General features: G+C 63.3%; 18 protein-coding genes and 1 pseudogene. 11 read left to right on the forward strand and 8 right to left on the reverse strand.

Features of this window, described 5'->3' with window-relative positions; all coding sequences use genetic code 11:
- The first annotated feature begins 68 nt into the window (after positions 1–68).
- The gene (locus NHF53_RS07420) at positions 69–1,121 is read left to right on the forward strand and encodes an alpha/beta fold hydrolase (RefSeq protein WP_252833689.1); all 1,053 of its coding nucleotides are present in this window, start codon (positions 69–71) and stop codon (positions 1,119–1,121) included.
- A 127-nt stretch (positions 1,122–1,248) separates the two neighbouring features.
- Here NHF53_RS07420 and NHF53_RS07425 read toward each other — a convergent pair whose 3' ends face one another.
- On the reverse strand, positions 1,249–1,506 hold the full coding sequence (locus tag NHF53_RS07425) for a YjhX family toxin (protein WP_114362229.1): 258 nt from the start codon (positions 1,504–1,506) through the stop codon (positions 1,249–1,251).
- A 411-nt stretch (positions 1,507–1,917) separates the two neighbouring features.
- Here NHF53_RS07425 and NHF53_RS07430 point away from each other — a divergent pair, with 411 nt between their 5' ends.
- The 3 genes from NHF53_RS07430 to NHF53_RS07440 all read left to right on the forward strand — a co-directional run bounded on the left by NHF53_RS07430 (position 1,918) and on the right by NHF53_RS07440 (position 4,549).
- Positions 1,918–2,427, forward strand: coding sequence for a GNAT family N-acetyltransferase (locus tag NHF53_RS07430; RefSeq protein ID WP_252833690.1), 510 nt, complete (start codon positions 1,918–1,920; stop codon positions 2,425–2,427).
- 113 nt (positions 2,428–2,540) lie between these two features.
- Positions 2,541–4,043: an Asp-tRNA(Asn)/Glu-tRNA(Gln) amidotransferase subunit GatB gene (gene gatB, locus NHF53_RS07435; protein ID WP_252833691.1), complete on the forward strand. Its 1,503-nt coding sequence runs from the start codon at positions 2,541–2,543 to the stop codon at positions 4,041–4,043.
- Between the two features lie 8 nt (positions 4,044–4,051).
- Complete coding sequence (locus NHF53_RS07440; protein WP_114362327.1) at positions 4,052–4,549, forward strand: GNAT family N-acetyltransferase; 498 nt, start codon at positions 4,052–4,054, stop codon at positions 4,547–4,549.
- A gap of 6 nt (positions 4,550–4,555) precedes the next feature.
- Here NHF53_RS07440 and NHF53_RS07445 read toward each other — a convergent pair whose 3' ends face one another.
- Positions 4,556–4,990 carry a hypothetical protein gene (locus tag NHF53_RS07445; protein ID WP_252833692.1) on the reverse strand — a complete coding sequence of 145 codons (435 nt, stop codon included), beginning with the start codon at positions 4,988–4,990 and terminating at the stop codon, positions 4,556–4,558.
- A 58-nt stretch (positions 4,991–5,048) separates the two neighbouring features.
- On the opposite strand from NHF53_RS07445, the gene NHF53_RS07450 reads away from it, so the two are divergent.
- The 3 genes and pseudogenes from NHF53_RS07450 to NHF53_RS07460 all read left to right on the forward strand — a co-directional run.
- Positions 5,049–5,516 carry a GNAT family N-acetyltransferase gene (locus NHF53_RS07450; RefSeq protein WP_252833693.1) on the forward strand — a complete coding sequence of 156 codons (468 nt, stop codon included), beginning with the start codon at positions 5,049–5,051 and terminating at the stop codon, positions 5,514–5,516.
- Between the two features lie 105 nt (positions 5,517–5,621).
- The gene (locus tag NHF53_RS07455) at positions 5,622–6,020 is read left to right on the forward strand and encodes an NADH:ubiquinone oxidoreductase subunit NDUFA12 (RefSeq protein WP_148160987.1); all 399 of its coding nucleotides are present in this window, start codon (positions 5,622–5,624) and stop codon (positions 6,018–6,020) included.
- 95 nt (positions 6,021–6,115) lie between these two features.
- A pseudogene (locus NHF53_RS07460) lies at positions 6,116–6,553 on the forward strand (DUF2155 domain-containing protein); the annotation flags it as partial.
- 462 nt (positions 6,554–7,015) lie between these two features.
- On the opposite strand, the gene aat reads toward NHF53_RS07460, so the two are convergent.
- The 5 genes from aat to NHF53_RS07485 all read right to left on the reverse strand — a co-directional run bounded on the left by aat (position 7,016) and on the right by NHF53_RS07485 (position 10,819).
- Positions 7,016–7,633: a leucyl/phenylalanyl-tRNA--protein transferase gene (gene aat / locus NHF53_RS07465; protein ID WP_252833694.1), complete on the reverse strand. Its 618-nt coding sequence runs from the start codon at positions 7,631–7,633 to the stop codon at positions 7,016–7,018.
- A gap of 9 nt (positions 7,634–7,642) precedes the next feature.
- Positions 7,643–8,992 carry an acetyl-CoA carboxylase biotin carboxylase subunit gene (gene accC, locus NHF53_RS07470; protein WP_114362236.1) on the reverse strand — a complete coding sequence of 450 codons (1,350 nt, stop codon included), beginning with the start codon at positions 8,990–8,992 and terminating at the stop codon, positions 7,643–7,645.
- A 5-nt stretch (positions 8,993–8,997) separates the two neighbouring features.
- Positions 8,998–9,468 (reverse strand): acetyl-CoA carboxylase biotin carboxyl carrier protein, encoded by a 471-nt coding sequence (gene accB / locus NHF53_RS07475; RefSeq protein WP_114362237.1) that lies wholly within the window; start codon positions 9,466–9,468, stop codon positions 8,998–9,000.
- A 21-nt stretch (positions 9,469–9,489) separates the two neighbouring features.
- Positions 9,490–9,927: a type II 3-dehydroquinate dehydratase gene (gene aroQ, locus NHF53_RS07480; protein ID WP_112687240.1), complete on the reverse strand. Its 438-nt coding sequence runs from the start codon at positions 9,925–9,927 to the stop codon at positions 9,490–9,492.
- 130 nt (positions 9,928–10,057) lie between these two features.
- Positions 10,058–10,819, reverse strand: coding sequence for a DsbA family protein (locus NHF53_RS07485; RefSeq protein ID WP_252833695.1), 762 nt, complete (start codon positions 10,817–10,819; stop codon positions 10,058–10,060).
- A gap of 200 nt (positions 10,820–11,019) precedes the next feature.
- On the opposite strand from NHF53_RS07485, the gene NHF53_RS07490 reads away from it, so the two are divergent.
- Together NHF53_RS07490 and NHF53_RS07495 are read left to right on the forward strand one after the other, a co-directional pair.
- Positions 11,020–12,174, forward strand: a complete 1,155-nt coding sequence (locus NHF53_RS07490) for a pyridoxal phosphate-dependent aminotransferase (protein ID WP_252833696.1) — start codon at positions 11,020–11,022, stop codon at positions 12,172–12,174.
- 100 nt (positions 12,175–12,274) lie between these two features.
- Positions 12,275–12,835 carry a GNAT family N-acetyltransferase gene (locus tag NHF53_RS07495; protein WP_252833697.1) on the forward strand — a complete coding sequence of 187 codons (561 nt, stop codon included), beginning with the start codon at positions 12,275–12,277 and terminating at the stop codon, positions 12,833–12,835.
- Positions 12,836–12,929: 94 nt separating this feature from the next.
- On the opposite strand, the gene NHF53_RS07500 is transcribed toward NHF53_RS07495, so the two are convergent.
- On the reverse strand, positions 12,930–15,740 hold the full coding sequence (locus NHF53_RS07500; protein WP_252833698.1) for a ribonuclease E/G: 2,811 nt from the start codon (positions 15,738–15,740) through the stop codon (positions 12,930–12,932).
- Positions 15,741–16,311: 571 nt separating this feature from the next.
- On the opposite strand from NHF53_RS07500, the gene NHF53_RS07505 reads away from it, so the two are divergent.
- Together NHF53_RS07505 and NHF53_RS07510 are read left to right on the forward strand one after the other, a co-directional pair.
- Complete coding sequence (locus NHF53_RS07505; protein ID WP_374591046.1) at positions 16,312–17,604, forward strand: N-acetylmuramoyl-L-alanine amidase; 1,293 nt, start codon at positions 16,312–16,314, stop codon at positions 17,602–17,604.
- Between the two features lie 276 nt (positions 17,605–17,880).
- Entirely contained in the window at positions 17,881–20,340 is a 2,460-nt protein-coding gene (locus NHF53_RS07510; protein WP_252833700.1) for a penicillin-binding protein 1A, read from the forward strand.
- Positions 20,341–20,379 lie beyond the last annotated feature (39 nt).

The raw sequence follows: 20,379 nt of genomic DNA on the forward strand, positions 1-20,379 counted from the left end.
ATCGGCCTTGATCCGGGTTGCGGCGCGGCAGGGGATTGTTCGAGCGTGAACGTCATAGGAGGACGGCTATGAAAGAACTGACGACAATAGTGGTCGCGCTTTGCACCATCGTTTCTTCGACGCTGATGACGTACCATCCGGCCGTTGCCGGCGACTATGTCGGGGTGCGTGAGATTGCGGTTCCCTCCAGGGAACGGGGCCGCGATCTTGCCGTTACCGTCTGGTATCCTGCGAACGCGGAGGGCGATCCTGTGACGCTTGGCGAGAGCATCTTCTTTGTGGGGACGCCCGCCTGGCTCGACGGTCCGATCTCGGATGGAAGATTTCCTTTGATACTGCTTTCCCACGGTGCCGGCCTCGCGGGAAACGCGCAAGCCTTGAGCTGGATTGCTGTGCCCTTGGCGCAGCAGGGTTTCATCGTGGCGGCTCCCACGCACCCCGGAAACTCAGGTGCCAGCAGGTCTGCGGCGGAAACGATGAAGCTCTGGCTGCGCCCAGCCGATATCACCGAAACACTGAATGCGATGGAGGACGCCCCTCTCTTCAAAGAACATCTCGAGTTCGATAAGACAGGTATCCTCGGGCTCTCGATGGGAGGCGGCACGGCGTTGGCGATCGCCGGTGCTCGTATCGACCCTGAACGCTTGGCAAGCTATTGCGATACGGATGCTCTCAACCCTTCGCTCTGCGATTGGGTCAGGCAAAGTGGTGTCGATCTGCACGCGATGGATCTACGATCGGCCGGACGGGATAACCATGACGCGCGCATCGGATTTGCCATGGCAATTGATCCGGCGCCTGCCGATGTCTTCGAAATCGACAGCCTTTCTCGAATCTCAATTCCCGTCGCGCTCGTGAATCTGGGTCAGCCGGGCAAAATCCCTCCCACCCTGCGGGCGGACGAAATCGCAAATGTCATTCCAAACGCAAAATATTCCACGATCGAGGATGCAAGCCATTACAGCATGTTTGCCGAATGCAGACCCGGGGCGGCCGAGATAGCCGAATCCGAAAAGATAGGCGATCCAATCTGCTCGGATGGCGGGGGACGCTCACGCCGCGAAATCCACGTGCAGCTCATCGATATGGTCGTTGCCGCTTTCAGCCGAGCATTGAAATAGGGTCCTTAAGCGCGCTTGCCGGACGTTATTTCACACTTTCGCCAGGGTGCGTCGGATCTCTGCTGTCGAGCGCGTTCAATACTCAGGTTGGAGAGCGGCGCCGGAAGGCGCCGCTTTGAGTTTATAGTCACCTGTTGTCCAGTTCCGCCCTCACCAGCTGCAGACCTCTTTCGGTGATCCGGTAGGGGCGTCCGGCCTTCGAACTGATCGCCTTCAGGCGCTTCAGTTTTCGGAAGAGGAGAAGATCGAAGCCGGGATAGAGCCAGCCGTCGCGCGAGAAGCACCGGGCGTTCTCGATCTTGCGGCTGTCATTGCGGGAAATTTCGATCCGCCCGCCTTGGGCGAGCAGGTGAAGGATGCGCTGTTCGGTGCGCGAAATGTCCATTGTCGTTGATCCGGTGTTCGCGTCCTTCGGAAGGACGCACGAAAACGTATCCGGTGCCGGTCAGGCATCGGGGTTCTGTTCTCGTCGGGCCCATGCGCGCAGATCGTAATCGATCGCGGGCAGGGCCTTCACCGGGTCTGTGACAAACCGTACATCAACACTCCATCGTGCGGAGCTGTTTTTGCCGCATGCCTATGCGCGCGTCAAGCGCACGGCGACATCCGCCTCTCAATCCTTTGGCGAATCAGGCAATCGCTCTTCCAAGGATCCCGTAACGTAATGCTCGGATGCAAAAGGGAGCGTAGAGAATTGTATATAAAGGACATTCCCTAACTCCGCATCAGCCACTGGCGGCGGGCTGGTAAATCCGCATCGGCGGTGTTCTACTGATGCAAAGCGGGGGGGCACTTCATGATCACGATCCGCAGTGCACGGCAGGACGAGGCGGTGATCCTTGCCGATGTGGGGCTGCGCGCCTGGGAAAAGGCGATGATCCCCGTCGGCGAAACGAAAGCCATGGTCGAGAATGCGCGCGCCGCCTTCTGGAACTTCGTCAGCTCGGATTGGCTCACGATCACCGTGATCGAGCAGAACGGCGACGTCGCCGGCTGGGCCGCGCGCGAAAACCTAGATGAGGACATCACGGACTTCTGGATCGATCCGGTCTTCCAGGGGCAGGGCCTCGGCACGGCACTGCTCGAAGCCGTCGAGAAGGAAATTCGTCACCTCGGCTTCGAAAAGGCGACGCTCGAGACCCACGCGATGAACCGCGAGGGGCTGCATTTCTTCGAGAAACACGGCTATTCCGTGCACTGGCTGACGGTCGCCTACAACCCCAAGCTCGATCGCGACATTCAGACGGTCGGTCTAGCAAAGCTCTTTGTCGCGCCCGAACCGGTCGGCTACGGCCAGGAATTCTGAACTTGCCCCGAGGCGTCGCTTAACGACGGTCGCGACCGCGTCGAGCCTTGCGCCGCCGCGCCATTTGCTCTACCCAACGGGGTCAGAAATCCCAAGCATGACAAGAGCTCCAGATGACCATTGTTGACACGCGCACGCCTGACCCGAAACGCTTGATCCCCGGCGCCACCGGCGATTGGGAAGTGGTGATCGGCATGGAAGTCCATGCCCAGGTGACCAGCAACGCCAAGCTCTTCTCGGGGGCCTCGACCACCTTCGGAAACGCACCGAATTCCAACGTCTCGCTCGTCGATGCGGCGATGCCGGGCATGCTGCCGGTGATCAACGAGGAATGCGTCAGGCAGGCGGTCCGCACCGGCCTCGGCCTCAAGGCCAAGATCAACAACCGCTCGATCTTTGACCGCAAAAACTATTTCTATCCGGACCTGCCGCAGGGCTACCAGATCTCGCAGTTCAAGGACCCGATCGTCGGCGAGGGCAGGATCGTGATCTCGCTCGGCCCAGATCGCCAGGGCAATTTCGAGGATATCGAGATCGGCATCGAGCGCCTGCATCTCGAGCAGGATGCCGGCAAGTCGATGCACGACCAGCATCCGACCATGTCCTATGTCGATTTGAACCGTTCGGGCGTCGCGCTGATGGAGATCGTGTCGAAGCCCGACATGCGTTCCTCCGACGAGGCCAAGGCCTACATGACCAAGCTGCGCTCGATCGTGCGCTATCTCGGCACCTGCGACGGCAACATGGACGAAGGCTCGATGCGCGCCGACGTCAACGTCTCCGTGCGCAAGCCGGGCGGCGCCTTCGGCACGCGCTGTGAGATCAAGAACGTCAACTCCATCCGCTTCATCGGCCAGGCGATCGAATACGAGGCCCGTCGCCAGATCGCCATCCTTGAGGACGGCGGCGAGATCGACCAGGAAACCCGCCTCTTCGACCCCGGCAAGGGCGAAACCCGCGCCATGCGGTCGAAAGAAGAGGCGCATGACTATCGCTATTTCCCCGATCCGGACCTCCTGCCGCTTGAATTCGACGATGCCTTCGTCGAGGCGCTGAAGAAGGACCTGCCGGAGCTGCCCGACGACAAGAAGGCTCGTTTCGTCGCTGATCTCGGCCTCTCGGTCTATGACGCTTCCGTGCTCGTCTCGGAAAAGGCGATCGCCGACTATTTCGAGGCCGTGGCCGAGGGCCGCGACGGCAAGGCCGCTGCCAACTGGGTCATCAACGACCTGCTCGGTGCGTTGAACAAGGCCGGCAAGGGCATCGAGGAGACGCCCGTCTCGCCCGCTCAGCTCGGCGGCATCATCGACCTCATCAGGGACGGCACGATCTCCGGCAAGATCGCCAAGGATCTCTTCGAGATCGTCTGGAACGAGGGCGGTGACCCGGCGGCGATCGTCGAGAGCCGCGGCATGAAGCAGGTGACCGACACCGGCGCGATCGAGAAGGCGGTCGACGAGATCATCGCCGCCAACCCCGACCAGGTCGCCAAGGTGCTGGCCAAGCCGACGCTTGCCGGCTGGTTCGTCGGCCAGGTGATGAAGGCGACCGGCGGCAAGGCCAATCCGCAGGCCGTGCAGGCGCTCGTCAAGCTGAAGCTCGGAATCGAGGAGTGATGGCAGCGATGTTCTTCGTCCGCACGGCCAGCGAGCGCGATGTCGAAGCGCTACGCGGCCTGCTGGCCGAGACCTTCCATGCCACCTATGACGGCTTCTACGGGCCGGAGAAGGTGCAGCAGCTCGTCGATGCCTGGCATTCGCTGCCGGCGCTCCGAGCCCGCGTCGCCCAGAAGGAAGGCGAGTTCCTCGTCGCCGACGATGGCCGGCGGCTCGGCGGCATGGCCTATGCCGCCATGTCGAAGACGATGACCAAGACCGCCATGCTGCACCAGCTCTACGTGCGTCCGTCCTGCCAGCGCGCGGGGATTGGCCGCGATCTCTTTGCCGAGCTGGAAACCTGCTTTCCGGATGCCGAGATCATGCGTCTGGAGGTCGAACCGCGAAACGCTGCGGCGATCGCCTTCTACGAGGCGCACGGCTTCGTCGAGGTCGACCGCACGACGAGCTGCGGAGGCCCCGATTCGGGACTGCCGGCGATCATTATGGAAAAGCCGCTCGGCTGAGCGTCCTCACTCCTGAGGGACTTCCTCGCCATTGCCATCCTCATCGTAGAGGAACACGGCCGCGCACTCGGCAAGGTCCGGACGCCGTTCCCGGTCGCAGGCGACCTTCGCCGCGGCCAGCGCCGCTTCCTTGCTCTCCCAACCGCAATAGAACTCTTCCCAATGGAGGCCTTCCTTGTGCAGGATCGAGACCTCGACGCTGTAAAGCGCCGGGAAGCAATAGCTCATCGCGACGCAATCCTCGTCCGTGCCGCCGCCGTCGACGCACTGCTTCCGGGCGCAGGCGAACGCCTCGTCCGCATTGGCTCCGGTGCAGACGCCGCTGCTCATCTCGGGGGCCTGTACGAAGGCGATGCCCTTGCGGCCGCCTTCCTCGGCCTGCACTGCCGACACGGATAAAAGTAGCGCAAGAAAGAGCGTGCAAGCGCTGCGGCCGATCATGTAAGTCTTCCCCCAGTTCCCCTGATTTGCGGGTCTCCCCGCGCGCGAAGGACGATACATGGAAACCGAGGCTGTTACCATCAGGAAGGCCGAGCACGGGGATGTGCCGGCGATCGTCGCGATGTTCGCAAGCGATTCGCTCGGTGGCCACGGCGATACGACGGACCCGGCAGCGCTTCCCGGTTATATGGCGGCATTCCGCCGCATCGAGAAGTCCCCGAACGAGACCCTCTACGTGGCCATAAAAGACGGGGAGGTGGTCGGGACCTTCCAGACCCTGATCACCACGACCCTGACCGGCCGCGGCGGTTCCTCGATGATCGTCGAGGCAGTGCATACGCGCACGGATTGCCGGGGGCAGGGGATCGGCGAGGCGATGGTCCGCTTCTGCCTCGAGGAGGCGCGTCGGCAGGGCTTGCGGAAGGTTCAACTGACCTCCAACGCCAAGCGAACGGACGCCCACCGCTTCTACGGGCGGCTGGGTTTCGAGGCGAGCCATCTCGGCTTCAAGTTGACGCTGAAATGACGGTTGAAGGCCCGCGAAACACTGGACAATCGGCCCCCGAGGCGGCATAAGCGGGAAACTGTTGAACCCGAGCGCCGTTCGGGTGTCGGAGCCGAAGGACGAGACATGAAGCAGCTTCTGTTGCAAATTTTCACCTGGTGGAACGGCCAGACCATGGGCACGCGCTTCTTCACCTGGCGCAATGGCAAGCGCGTCGGCGAAGACGAGTTCGGCAACGTCTACTACGAGGGCGGTATGACCTCTTTCGGTCTTCCGCGCCGCTGGGTCATCTACAACGGCTATGCCGAGGCTTCGAAGATTTCGGCCGACTGGCACGGCTGGATGCATCACCGCACGGACGTTCCTCCGACCAAGGAGGACTACAAGGCCCGCGAGTGGCAGAAGCCCCATCGCCCGAACTACACCGGTTCCTCGCTCGCCTATCGTCCGCAGGGCTCGATCGCCGTTCCGGGCGAGCGTCCGCGCGTCACCGGCGACTACGACGCCTGGACGCCCGGCAACTGACACCGGTTTTGGCCACAATTGACGTTTAGCCGCTTTGGTGGGCGTTGCCTTCTCCCGGAGGAGCAGCGCCGACAGGACGGCTGGAGACTGGAGATATGAAGCTTTTCGGAAACGGCATCGGGCTTGGCGCGGCCTCCTTTCTTGCGCTGACGACCGCCGTTTCCCTGCTGTCGGCCGCAAGTGCGGCGAGAGCGGAGCGTATCGCCAATCCGGTTGCGCAGTTCGCCGGCATCGACAAGATCACCGGGCGCATTACCTCGTTTGATGTCTACGTCAACGAGACCGTGCAGTTCGGCGCACTGCAGGTGACGCCGAAGGTCTGCTATTCCCGTGACGACGCGGAGGCCCAGAAGATCGACGCGTTCATCGAGGTCGACGAGATCACCCTCGACCGCAAGATTCGTCGCATTTTTTCCGGCTGGATGTTTGCCGACAGCCCGGCGCTGAACGCCGTCGAGCACGCGATCTACGACGTGTGGCTGACCGGCTGCAAGCCGTCGTCGGACGTTCCGGCGCCAGAGGGCGTCGAGGCTGCTCATCCCGCTCCCGTACCGGTTTCGGAGGCACAGAAGGCCACCGAGACGCAGAAGGCGGCCACAAGTTCGGAAAGTCAGGCGATGCCGCAGGTGAGCGAACAGCCGCAGCCGGCAGAAACTGCGCCCGCCCCGCAGGACAGCGGCACGCTGCAACCGCCGCAGCAGGACGCCATTCCGCCGCTCGGTGCCCCGCGGGAAATCCCGGACAACGCGCCCGGCGACGCCTTGCCGCCGCTCGATGATTCTCAGCAGATGCAGGATGTCGCGCCGGACGAAGCGTTGCCGTCGCTCGAAGAACTCCGACCGGTGCCGGACAATGCGCCGGGAGACCTCCTGCCGCCGCTCGATATTCCGCAGGGTGCCGAAGAGATGCCGCAGGGGCAGCCCGTGCCGCAGTCTCCAGTGACGAAGCCGGGAAGTGTCGGGCTGTTCTGACGTCCTGATGCCTGCGTCGTCGCGTTAGACGAACGCGACATCCGGTCCGGCCACCGCCTTCTCCAACAATTGCCCATACTGGTCCTTCGGCACGTCGATCGCGCCGAAGGTCTTCAGGTGCTCTGTGGTGAACTGCGTGTCGAGCAGTGTGAAACCACGTTCCTTCAGGCGTTCGACGAGGTGGACGAGGCAGATTTTCGAGGCGTTGGTGCGCCGGGCGAACATGCTCTCACCGAAGAAGGCAGAGCCGAGAGAGACGCCGTAGAGCCCGCCGACGAGTTCGTCGCCCTCCCAGGCTTCGACGCTGTGGGCATGGCCCATCCGGTGAAGCGCGCGGTAGAGATCCTTGATCGTCTGGTTGATCCAGGTGCTCGGCCGGTCTTCCGCCGCTTCGGCGCATTTGTCCAGGACGAGGTCGAAGGCGGTATCGTAACGGATATCGAAGGGCCTGTGGCGGATCGCTTTCGCAAGGCTCTTCGAAACGTGGAACTGATCGAGGGGAATGATGCCGCGGAGTTCCGGCTCGACCCAGAAGATTTCCGGGTCGTCCGCCGATTCCGCCATCGGAAAGAGGCCGATGGAATAGGCGCGCAGCAGGATCTCCGGAGTGATCGAATGGTCCCTGCTGCGCGGCCCTGCCATTGGCGTTCTTCAGGCGGAGGTTCTGGCCAGATAGTCCTCCAGCCAGTGGATGTCGTAGTCGCCATTCGCGATGTCCTGATTGGCGATCAGGTCCTGGAACAGCGGCAGGGTTGTCTTGATGCCGTCGATGACGAATTCGTCGAGCACGCGGCGCAGGCGCATCATGCATTCGACGCGGGTGCGCCCGTGCACGATCAGCTTGCCGATCAGGCTGTCGTAATAGGGCGGGATCTTGTAGCCCTGATAGGCACCCGAATCGACGCGCACGCCGAGACCGCCCGGTGCATGGAAGTGCGTGATCGTGCCGGGGGAGGGCACGAAGGTGCGCGGATCCTCGGCGTTGATACGGCATTCGATGGCGTGGCCGGAGAAAGTCACCTCGTCCTGCGTCACCGAGAGACCGGCGCCCGACGCGATGCGGATCTGCTCGTGCACGAGGTCGATGCCGGTGATCGCTTCGGTGATCGGATGCTCCACCTGTAGACGGGTATTCATCTCGATGAAGTAGAATTCGCCGTTCTCGTAGAGGAATTCGACCGTGCCGGCGCCGCGATACTTCATCTTCTTCATGGCGTCGGCGCAGATCTGGCCGATCCTCATGCGCTGCTCGACGTTGAGGGCTGGAGAATTCGCCTCTTCCCAGACCTTCTGGTGGCGACGCTGCAGCGAGCAATCACGTTCGCCGAGGTGGATCGCGTTGCCTTCACCGTCGCCGAGCACCTGGATCTCGATGTGCCGCGGCTTGCCGAGGTACTTTTCCATGTAGACGGCCGGGTTGCCGAAGGCAGCCGCCGCTTCGCTCCGGGCGGTGTTGAAGGCTTCCTCGAGCTCGCCTTCGGTCTTGGCGACCTTCATGCCACGGCCGCCGCCGCCGGCGGTCGCCTTGATGAGAACCGGAAAGCCGATCCGGTGCGCGGTGGCCATCAGGTTGTCTTCGGTCACCTCACCGTCGGAACCCGGAACGACCGGAATGCCGAGTTCCATCGCCGTCTGCTTGGCGGTGATCTTGTCACCCATCAGGCGGATGTGCTCTGCCGTCGGCCCGATGAAGGTGATGCCGTGCGCATCGAGGATATCGGCGAACTTGGCGTTTTCCGAAAGGAAGCCGTAGCCCGGATGGACGGCGTCGGCACCGGTGATCTCGCAGGCCGCGACGATCTGGTGGATGTTGAGATAGCTTTCGCGCGAGGGCGGCGGGCCGATGCAGACGCTCTCGTCGGCGAGACGGACATGCATTGCGTCCGCATCCGCCGTCGAGTGTACGGCCACCGTGGCGATGCCGAGCTCCTTGCAGGCGCGCAGGACGCGCAGGGCGATTTCGCCGCGATTGGCAATCAGGATCTTCGAAATACCGCTCATGGGCCTCACTCGATGATCAGCATGGGCTCGCCGTACTCGACGGGCCGGGCATCCTCGATCAGAATTTCCACGACCTTGCCGGAACGCGGGGCCGGGATCTGGTTCATCGTCTTCATCGCTTCGATGATGAGAAGTGTCTGGCCTTCCTTGACGATCGAGCCGACCTCGACGAAGGGACGGGCGCCCGGGGCGGGGGATAGATAGGCGGTGCCGACCATCGGCGCGGTGACCGCATTCGCAAGATTGCGTGCCGGCTCGGCGGCAACTGCCGGAGCGGCGGCAACCGGGGCCGGGGCGGCCGCGGGAACCTGGTAGGCCGGGGCCTGCTGCATGGCCACCATCTGCGGACCGGAGCGCGAGACGCGGATTCTCAGGTCGTCCTGTTCGACTTCGATCTCGGTCAGATCAGTCTCGTTGAGGATGTTCGCGAGGTCACGGATCAGCGCCTGATCGATTCCCGATTTCTTTTCAGCCATGGATGAGGTCCTATATTCTTGTTATTGCGTGATGTTTTTCAGCGCGTGCAGCGCCAGGATGTAGCTGTGGGGGCCAAAGCCGCAGATCATGCCCTTGGCGGCCGGCGCGATCATCGACTTGTGGCGGAATTCTTCCCGCGCGTGGATATTGGAGATGTGCACTTCGACGACCGGCACGGAGATCGCGCGGATGGCGTCGTGCAGTGCGATCGAGGTATGTCCGTAGGCGCCGGGATTGATCGCGACGCCGACCGCCGCGTCATTGGCCTCGTGCAGCCAATCGACGAGCCTGCCCTCGTGGTTGCTCTGGCGGAAGTCGACATGGAAGCCGAGCGCGTCACCGGCTTCCTTGCAGTCGGCCTCGATATCGACGAGGGTCTTGCCGCCATAGATGCCGGGCTCGCGTTTGCCGAGCATGTTCAGATTGGGGCCGTTCAGCACGAAGATCGTTTTGCTCATGAGGGGTCCGTCTCTCTTCAACCGCCTCCTATAGACTGAGAGGCCCGCAAGGGAAAGCCCCCTGCGGGCCAGACACTGGAGTTCCCCCGACTTTGCGGGGGAGAGAGGTGTTGAGACGTCTCTCCGGCACTCAGCAGGCGGTGCGGCCGCAGCTGCGGACGTTCGCGACCTTCTCCTCGATCGCGTTCGAGCCGATGGCGCCGAACACCGCTTCGTTGCCGACGATATAGGAGGGGGTGCCGGTGATGCCGAGGCTGGTCGCGAGCTGATAGGCCTCGCGGACGGATTCGTCGTTCGGGCTCTCGGCCATCTTCTTGCGGATATCGGCCTCTTCGACACCGAGCGAGGCGGCGACTTCGATCGCGCGCGCCTCGTTGGCACGGCCTTCGCCGCCGAGCAGCGCGCGGTGGAACTCGCCGTACTTTTCCGGCGCGATCTTCCGGAAGGCATCCGAGACCTTGTGCGCGGCTTCCGAATCCGGCCCGAGGATCGGGAATTCCTTCAGCACGAAGCGCACGTTCTTGTCGGCTGCGATGATGCTGTCCATGTCGGAAAGCGCGCGCTTGCAGTAGCCGCAATTGTAGTCGAAGAACTCGACGATCGTGACGTCGCCCTTCGGGTTGCCGAGCGAAAGATCGTATTTCGAGCTGAAGAGGGCATCCTTGTTGCTGTCGACGGCGGCCGAGGCCTGCTGCTGGCGTGCCTCCTGCTGCTTCTTTTCGAGTGCGTCCTGCACGTCGAGCATGATCTCGGGGTTCTCGATCAGGTATTCCTTGATGAACTCGCCGAATTCCTTCTTCTGCTGTTCGTCGAGCGCATTCACCGTCGTCGGCAGTGCTGCGGGCAGGAGGGCGAGGGCCGCAACGGCGAGATGTTTGAACGTCAGGGGCATGTCATTCCTCATAAGGACCGTCGGCGCGCTGCCGACAGCCGGCTGGTTCCATCGGAACCGATTGGATTCGTCATCAATGTAGTGTCTGGAGCACGGAATGGAAGCTCGAAAAATGGCCCCTCCGCGCCAATCTCACCATTGTGAACACTGCAATAATACGGCAAATGTCGGGCGCCCCTCCTGATGCGAGAGAATTGCCCGTGGTCACCATCTCCAAACGCAGTGCCGTCGAACCCTTCCACGCCATGGATGTGCTGGCCGAAGCCACCAGGCGCCGGCAGGCCGGCAAGCCGGTCATCTCCATGGCCGTCGGCCAACCCGGTCATCCTGCTCCGCAGGCGGCTCTTGCCGCGGCCAGGACAGCCCTCGATCATGGCCGGATCGGCTACACCGACGCGCTCGGCACCAGCGAACTGCGGCAGGCGCTTGCCGACTACTATCGCCGGCGGCACGGTGTTGCCGTCGATGCCGGACGGATCATCGTCACGACGGGCTCGTCGGCCGCCTTCAATCTCGCCTTCCTCGGTCTCTTCGATGCGGGGGATGCCGTGGCGATTGCAAGGCCCGGATACCCTGCCTACCGCAACATCCTGAAGGCGCTCGGCCTGACCGTCGTCGAAGTGCCGGTCAATGCCGGAACGCACTTCACCCTGACACCCGAAAGCCTCGAAAACGCGCAGCGCGAAGCCGGGCTGCGGCTGAAGGGCGTTCTGCTCGCAAGCCCGGCCAATCCGACCGGGACTGTGACCGGCAAGGCGCAGCTCCGAGACCTGGCGTGCTATTGCGAGGGGGAGGGGATCAGTCTCATCTCCGACGAGATCTACCACGGCCTGACCTTCTCCGGCGACGAGGCGAGTGCGCTGGAGATCGGCGACCGTACGGTCATCATCAACTCCTTCTCGAAATACTACTGCATGACCGGCTGGCGCGTGGGCTGGATGGTGGTTCCGCCGGAACTCGTCCGCCCGCTCGAATGCCTGGCGCAGAGCCTCTATATCTCCGCTCCGGAACTCTCGCAGATCGCGGCGGTTGCGGCTCTGGGCGCCGGCGAGGAACTGGAACACTACAAGGCGAGCTGCCGCGCCAATCGCGACTATCTCATGGAGAGGCTGCCGACGCTCGGACTGCCCTTGCTGTCGCCGATGGACGGGGCCTTCTACGCCTATGTCGACGTCAGCCGTCACACCAATGACAGCATGGCCTTCGCCCGCGAGATGCTTTCGGCAATCGACGTCGCGGCGACGCCCGGCCTCGACTTCGATCCGGTGGAGGGCCACCGCGCGATGCGTTTCTCCTATGCCGGCACCATGGCGGAAATGATCGAAGCGCTCGACCGCATCGAGCACTGGCTGTAGTAGCGATCGCCGGCAGCCTGCGCCTTTGATCTCTTGCCGCGACAGCCCAAGTCAGGCTCTAACGTATGGACCGGAGATTTGAGCGAGGCAGGAGGTGCGGATGACGGCATGCTGGGTAAGGCGATCATTGCCGGAGGCTCCCGAACTGTTGACGGAGCGCACGCGACTACGCGGGCATCGTGTTTCCGACTTCAACGCGCTCGCCCGCATGTGGGCCGATGAAGACGTCGTCCGCTACATCAGCGGAAAGCCATCCACGCGGCAGGAAAGCTGGGCACGCCTGCTGCGCTATGTCGGCCACTGGCGCCTTCTCGGTTTCGGCTACTGGGCGATCGAGGATCGTCACACCGGCGAATACCTGGGCGAACTGGGCTTCGCCGACTTCAAGCGGGAGATGACCCCTTTGCTCGACGGGGTCCCGGAGGCGGGCTGGCTCCTTGCGCCGGAGGCACAGGGACAAGGAATTGCGACCGAAGCGCTGACGGCGGTTCTTCGGTGGGCGGATGGCAATTTCGTCAGCGACAAGATCGCCGCCATCTTCGATCCCGCACACAATCGCTCGATCCAGCTGGCTGAACGGTGCGGCTTCACCCTGCAAGGCGAGGCGACGGTCGCCGGCACGCGGGCCGTTTTGATGTCGCGACAAAGGCCAGTTCTCTGACGCCTTGCCAAGTCCGAAGGTCCAGCGAGCCCATGAATGCGAAACGGCCGCCCATTGGGCGGCCGTTTCGTGTTCAGACCTGGAAGCGGCTATCTCAGAAGAAGCCGCGCTTCTGCCACCAGCCACCCTTTTTCGGCTTTTCGCCTTCACCTTCCGGCGTCGACGATTTCACCGATGTGACGACTGGTTCGGAGGAGGCGACGTTCGACTGGCGATTGGCACGAGCCGGCTTTGCCGGTTCCGCAGCCTCTTCGGTGACTGCCTCTTCGGCAACAGGTTCCTCGGCGAGCGCTGCGCTCTTCTCCGCGACCTCGGGTTCGACCGGCGCCTCTTCGGCGAGGATCGGCTCCTCGACCGGCGAGACGGCGACCTTGGCCTTGCGGGTGCGGCGCGGCTTGCGGGCTGCAGGCTCCTCGGCCGATTCGATCGCCGCCATGGCGGACGGCTCTTGGGCCTCCGTTTCTTCGGCGATCGCCTCGCTCACTTCGGCGGTGGTTTCTTCATCCTCCGCCTCCGTTTCGTCGCCTTCTGCGCCTGCGGCTTCCGCCGTACCTTCCTCGCCCGGACGGCTGCGGCGGCCACCGCGCTTGCCGCGACGGCGACGCTTGCGCTTCTGACCTTCTTCGGACGTTTGCTCGTCAACCTCGGCGGAGGCGGCTACGGCGCCTTCCTCTTCGCCCTCATCCTCGTCTTCGTCCTCATCGAGGCCGTTGTGCGCGGATGCAGAGGCGGTCTCACCGTTACCGTTTCCGTTGCGGCCACGCCGGCGGCGACGGCGCTTGCGCTTGCGGCCCTGTTGCTCCTCGCCGGCGCCTGCCTGCGGGGCCGAGGCCGCTTCCATAGCTTCCTCTTCTTCCTCTTCCTCCGGCTCGATGTAGATTTCCTCCTCCTCTTCGGGTTCGGAGATCACCGGCATCAGGCTTTCGATCTTGACGGGATTGAGAACCGGCTCGCCACGGTCGATCGCAAAATGCTGCGATCCGACGCTGTCGTCGGAGTCAACCACGATCGAAACGCCGAATCGGTGTTCGTAATCGACGATGGTGCCGCGCTTGTGGTTCAGGAGGTAGAGCGCCGTTTCCGGCGTCGTGCGCACGGTGATGTCGTGCGTCGTGCTCTTCAGGAGATATTCCTCGATGCCGCGCAGGACATGCAGCGCGACGGAGGACTGCGACCGGATGAGTCCGGTGCCGCCGCAGTGCGGGCAGAGCTGCGTCGTCGATTCGAGAACCGAGGCGCGGATGCGCTGGCGCGACATCTCGAGCAGGCCGAAATGCGAGATCCGGCCGACCTGAATGCGGGCACGGTCGTTCTTCAGGCAATCCTTCAGCTTCTTCTCGACGGCGCGGTTGTTGCGCTTTTCTTCCATGTCGATGAAGTCGATGACGATGAGGCCGGCAAGGTCGCGCAGACGGAGCTGACGGGCGACTTCCTCGGCCGCTTCGAGGTTCGTCTGCAGTGCAGTGTCCTCGATCGAGTGCTCGCGCGTCGAGCGGCCGGAGTTGACGTCGATCGCCACCAGCGCTTCGGTCTGGTTGATGATGATGTAGCCGCCGGACTTCAGCGTCACCTGCGGCTGCAGCATGCGGTCGAGCTGGGCCTCGATGCCGGAACGCGAGAAGATCGGGTGAATGTCGCGATAGGGCTGAACGACCTTTGCATGGCTCGGCATCAGCATCTTCATGAAGTCTTTCGCTTCACGATAGCCGTCTTCGCCGGCGACGACGATCTCGCCGATATCCTTGTTGTAGAGGTCACGGATCGATCGCTTGATGAGCGAGCCTTCCTCGTAGACGAGGCAGGGCGCGGTCGAACTCAGCGTCAGCGTCCGGACGTTTTCCCAAAGCCGCATCAGGTATTCGAAGTCGCGCTTGATCTCGACCTTGGTGCGGTTGGCGCCGGCCGTGCGCAGGATGACGCCCATACCCTGCGGTACTTCGAGACCGCGGGCGATTTCCTTCAGCCGCTTGCGGTCGGCCGGATTGGTGATCTTGCGGGAGATGCCGCCGCCACGTGCGGTGTTCGGCATCAGCACGGAATAGCGACCGGCGAGCGAAAGGTACGTGGTGAGGGCCGCGCCCTTGTTGCCGCGTTCTTCCTTGGCGACCTGCACGAGCAGGATCTGCCGACGCTTGATGACTTCCTGGATGCGGTACAGCTTGCGGGGCTTGCGCACGACGCGATCCGGAACCTCTTCCATCGCGTCCTCGGCGCCGACGGATTCGATTTCTTCCTTCTCGCCGTCGTTGTCGCCGTCATCGTCGTCATCGAAATCGTCATGGCCGCGGCGACCGCCGGCCTCTTCGGAGATTTCGTCCATGTCGACCATGGCGGCCATGGTGTTGCCGCCTTCGCTGCCGCCGTCTTCGTCCGTCGCCTGCGCACCGGCTTCTTCCGGCTGCTCGGCTGCGGCCTCCGTGGCTTTCTTGCCGCGCGGCTTGCGGGCACGCCGCGCCTTCGGCTTGGCGGCAGGCTCCTCGGCGGCCTCGGCCGGGGCTTCTTCCGCCGCGGCCGGTTCAGCGGCGAGTTCCGCCTCTTCGGCCGGAGAGGAGGCTTCCGCGGCTTGCGCTGCGGCCGGCGCTTCTTGTTCCGCATCGCCTTCGTCGGCGCGGCGGTGTTCTTCTGCCTCGGCGCTCAGGAGCGCCTGGCGATCTGCAAGCGGGATCTGGTAGTAATCGGGATGGATTTCGGCGAAGGCCAGGAAACCGTGGCGGTTGCCGCCGTAATCGACGAAGGCGGCCTGCAGGGAGGGCTCGACCCGCGTAACCTTTGCCAGATAGATGTTGCCCCTGATCTGCTTCTTATGCTGGGACTCGAAGTCGAATTCTTCTATCCGGTTACCACGAACGACGACAACGCGCGTCTCTTCCTCGTGAGACGCGTCGATAAGCATTCTGTCTGCCATGTAAGTTGTGCTCCTCGGCGCCTTCGCGGCAAGATCGAGTCGCACGTTGCTGGAACGAGCGAGAGATATCTTGGGGATGCGCCGGATATAGATGTCTTCGTCCGGTGGGGTGAGCGAGCAGCAACTGAACAGCTTCCGGGGCGCCGAGCGCTCCAAATCCGCTGATGTTTCTGACTACCTGCTGCAACGACATCAAAGACCGAACAAAAACGACAATGCCATAGGCCCTTGGGCCCGATGAATGCTCACAAAGAGCGTTTGGTGGTTACCCACCAGTAGACGAAACCGGCCGAATGCCGGCTTGTGATCCAGTTTCAGGACAAAGCTGCAGAGACGACGGATGAATGTCCGGCAAGCTGGCGCCAAACCTTTTGTGGCTGGCAGCCGCGGCGATGATTCTATCCCGTGGGCATCTCTATCCCTCGGTTGCGTTGTATGTTTTCTCCACCGCAATAGCAAGGGAAAACCCATTTGTGCCATAATACCCATGGATTAGTAGTGTTTAGCACGCCGAGGTGATTCTCTTGTGGAGGATGGGCGGCGGGCTCTGCCATATCATCGAAAGGGGTGGGTGTTGCGTCAGTCTGGAATCGGTGGACGATGGTCGCGCCGGAGTGCGTCGCTGTTCTGGTTCTTGGTCGCGGCGCTGCTGTCGCTGACAGTGCCGGAGCGGGCGCCTGCCGCCGACGAAGACCGGGAGCCGCCCGTGCTTGCCTACGCCGCGAGGATCGCCGGCGACCGTGCCCGGACCCGCATCGTCATCGATCTCGACCGCAAGCCGACCTTCGAGGTTCGCTATCTGGAACGACCGGACCGGATCGTCGTCGATCTGCCGGCCTTCACCTTCGCCTTCGCCGCGGACGACCTCAAGGCGCGCGGTCTCTTCAAGGACGTCCGCTTCGGCGCGGTCGACGCTCGCTCCGCACGAATCGTGCTGACGACCGAACGTCCGGCGCAACTCGCGCTCGCAGAAGTCCAGGCCGACGAGGCCGGCAAGGGCTTTCGCCTCGTCCTTGATGCCGAAATGGTGAAGAGGGAAGTCTTTGACGATCTCGTAAAGCGTCAGGCCTGGAGCGGCGGCAAGGCGGCAGTCGGCGCGGAAGCCTCCGAGGCGGCGGTCGCTGCCGCGCGCGGGGACCGGCTCGGAACGTCGAGCCCGGAGCCGGGCGGCGCCTTCGTGATCGCGATCGATGCCGGCCATGGCGGCATCGACACCGGTGCGATCGCCAGCGAGACCAAGACGCCGGAGAAGGACATCACGCTCGCCTTCGCCAAGGCTCTGCAGCGGCGCCTCGCCAGGGAGCCGGGGATCTTCGCCTTCCTGACGCGCGAGGGCGACGAGTTTCTGTCGCTGTCCGAGCGGGTGACGATCGCCCGTCAGCACCACGCGAACCTCTTCGTCTCGCTCCACGCCGACAAGCTGCGGCAGGACAACATCCGTGGCGCGACGGTCTACACGATCTCCGACAAGGCTTCCGACCGTATGGCCGCCGAACTCGCCGAGCGGGAAAACCTCGCCGACGCGATCGGCGGCGTCGGCTTCGCCAGCGAGCCGGCCGAAGTCACCGACATCCTTCTCGATTTCACCCGACGCGAAACCCAGGCCTTCTCGGTCGCGATGGCCGACTCGGTGGTGTCGTCCTTCGAAGGACAGGTCGCCCTCATCAACAATCCGCATCGTTTCGCCGGTTTCCGTGTCCTGCAGGCCCACGACGTCCCGTCGATCCTGCTCGAGCTCGGTTTCCTCTCGAACAAGGAGGACGAGAAGGTGCTTCTCGACGAGAGCTGGCGGGAGAAGATCGCCGAACTGCTGACCGCGGCGATCAGGCGATATCGCGAGCCGGTGCTCGCAAACGGTGGCTGAGGTGAACACTCGCCGCGCCGCGGCTATACGGCACGGCGCGGGTGGTGGCGAAATTTGCTGCCCTCCATGCGGAATGAATGCGGGACGGAAGGCGCCCGGCCCTATTTTCCTCACAATCGCACCTTTACTCCGGGGTGGTTTCGAGGAGTGCGGCCATAGCGGCCGCCTGTCCGTCCCCGAAGCCTTGCCAATGGGCGCCCGACGTGCAAAACGCGACGACATGTGCGATGTTTGCCATTGCGCGCCGAACCGAAAGCGAACGCCGGTAGCTCGATTATGATCAGACTGATTGGATACTTCTTCGGACTTGCCTCCGTGCTCGCGCTCGCCGTGGCGGTGGTGGTCGCCATCTATCTGACCAATCTCACGAGGGATCTGCCGGACTTTGCGGTCCTGTCGAGTTACGAGCCGCCGGTCGCAACGCGCATCCATGCCGACGACGGTTCGCTGATGGCCGAATATGCGCGTGAACGTCGCCTCTTCCTGCCGATCCAGGCGATACCGGACCGTGTGAAGGCAGCGTTCCTTTCGGCTGAAGACAAGAATTTCTACAATCACCCGGGCGTCGACATTTACGGTCTCGGCCGCGCGATCCTGGTCAACCTGCAGAACTTCGGTTCCGGCCGCCGTCCCGTCGGCGCCTCGACGATCACCCAGCAGGTCGCGAAGAACTTCCTGCTGAGTTCGGACCAGACGATCGACCGCAAGGTGAAGGAAGCAATCCTCTCCTTCCGCATCGAGCAGGCCTATTCTAAGGACAAGATTCTCGAACTCTATCTGAACGAAATCTTCTTCGGCATGAACGCCTACGGCATTGCCGGGGCGGCGCTCACCTATTTCGACAAGTCGGTGACCGAGCTTACGGTCGCCGAGGCGGCCTATCTCGCCTCGCTGCCGAAAGGCCCGTCGAACTATCATCCGTTCCGCCACCCCGACGCCGCACTCGAGCGCCGCAACTGGGTCATCGACCGCATGGTCGAGAACGGTTTCGTTTCCCAGGAGGATGGTGCGGAGGCGAAGAAGCAGCCGCTCGGCGTCACCCTGCGCCGTACCGGCTCCCATCTTTTCGCGTCGGACTACTTCGCCGAAGAGGTCCGCCGGCAGATCATCGAACGTTACGGTGACAAGGCACTTTACGAAGGCGGGCTCTCCGTCCGCACCTCGCTCGATCCGAAGATGCAGGTCTTTGCACGCAAGGCCTTGCAGAAGGGGCTGATCACCTATGACGAGCGCCGCGGTTATCGCGGCCCCGTGAGCCAGATTGACATTTCGGCCGACTGGGGTGCGCCGCTGGCCAAGGTGGCGGGCTTGAGTGACGTTCCGGAATGGAAGCTCGCCGTCGTGCTGGCGGTCTCCAGTGATCGCGTGGACATCGGCCTGCAGCCGGCGACCGAAGCCGGCGGCAAGGTGGCGGCCGAGCGCCAGACGGGCAAGATCATGGCCGGGGACATGGACTGGGCCTATCGCTCCGCGACCGGCGATCGCAAGACGGCGAAGTCTCCCGAGGGCGTGCTGAAGTCCGGCGATGTCGTTTACGTCGAAGCGCTCGAAGGGGAAGGGAACAAGGATCGTTATCGCCTGCGCCAGCCGCCGAAGGTACAGGGTGGCCTCGTGGCGATGGATCCGCATACCGGCCGCGTCCTCGCCATGGTCGGTGGCTTCTCCTACGCACAGTCGGAATTCAACCGTGCCACCCAGGCGATGCGCCAGCCCGGTTCGTCGTTCAAGCCGTTCGTCTATGCCGCCGCGCTCGACAACGGCTATACCCCGGCGTCAGTCATCATGGACGCTCCCATCGAGATCGTGCAGGGCGGCCAGGTCTGGCGCCCGCAGAACTACGGCGGCGGCTCGGCTGGTCCTTCCACGCTCAGGCTCGGCATCGAAAAGTCGCGTAACCAGATGACCGTGCGCCTTGCCAACGACATGGGCATGAACCTTGTCGCGGAATATGCCGAACGCTTCGGCGTCTACGACAAGATGAACCCGGTTCTGGCGATGTCCCTCGGCTCGGGCGAAACGACGGTGCTGCGCATGGTTTCGGCCTATGCGGTGCTCGCCAACGGCGGCAAGCAGATCAAGCCGACGCTGATCGACCGCATCCAGGATCGCTACGGCAAGACGATTTTCCGTCACGAGGAGCGCGTCTGCGAAGGCTGCAATGCCGACGGCTGGAACAATCAGGAAGAGCCGACGGTCGTCGACAATCGCGAACAGGTGCTCGATCCGATGACGGCCTATCAGATCACCTCGATCATGGAGGGGGTCATCACGCGCGGCACCGCAGCCGGCAAGGTCAAGCTCGACCGCCCCGTTGCCGGCAAGACCGGCACCACGAACGACGAGAAGGATGCCTGGTTCGTCGGCTACACCCCCGATCTCGTCGCGGGTCTCTACATCGGCTACGACAATCCGGCTCCGCTCGGCCGCGGCGCGACCGGCGGCTCGCTGTCCGCCCCGATCTTCAACGAATTCATGCAGGCCGCCGTCGCCGGTACGCCGCCCGGCAAGTTCCACATTCCGGAAGGCATGAGTCTGATTGCGATCAACCGCAAGACCGGCATGGCGGCGGTTCAGGGCGAGCCGGATACCATCATCGAAGCCTTCAAGCCCGGCACCGGTCCGGCCGACAGCTTCTCGGTCATCGGCATGGACGAATACATGGCGCCCGAGGAAATCCTTCGCACGTCGCCGCAGGCCAACGAGGCCGTGACCTCCGGTTCGGGCGGTCTCTTCTAAGATGCTGGACGCGTGCTCGCCGCCCCTTTACAGGAGCGG

Origin of the sequence: Ciceribacter sp. RN22, from assembly GCF_024054295.1 — a bacterium.
Classification (GTDB): Bacteria; Pseudomonadota; Alphaproteobacteria; order Rhizobiales; family Rhizobiaceae; genus Allorhizobium; species Allorhizobium lividum.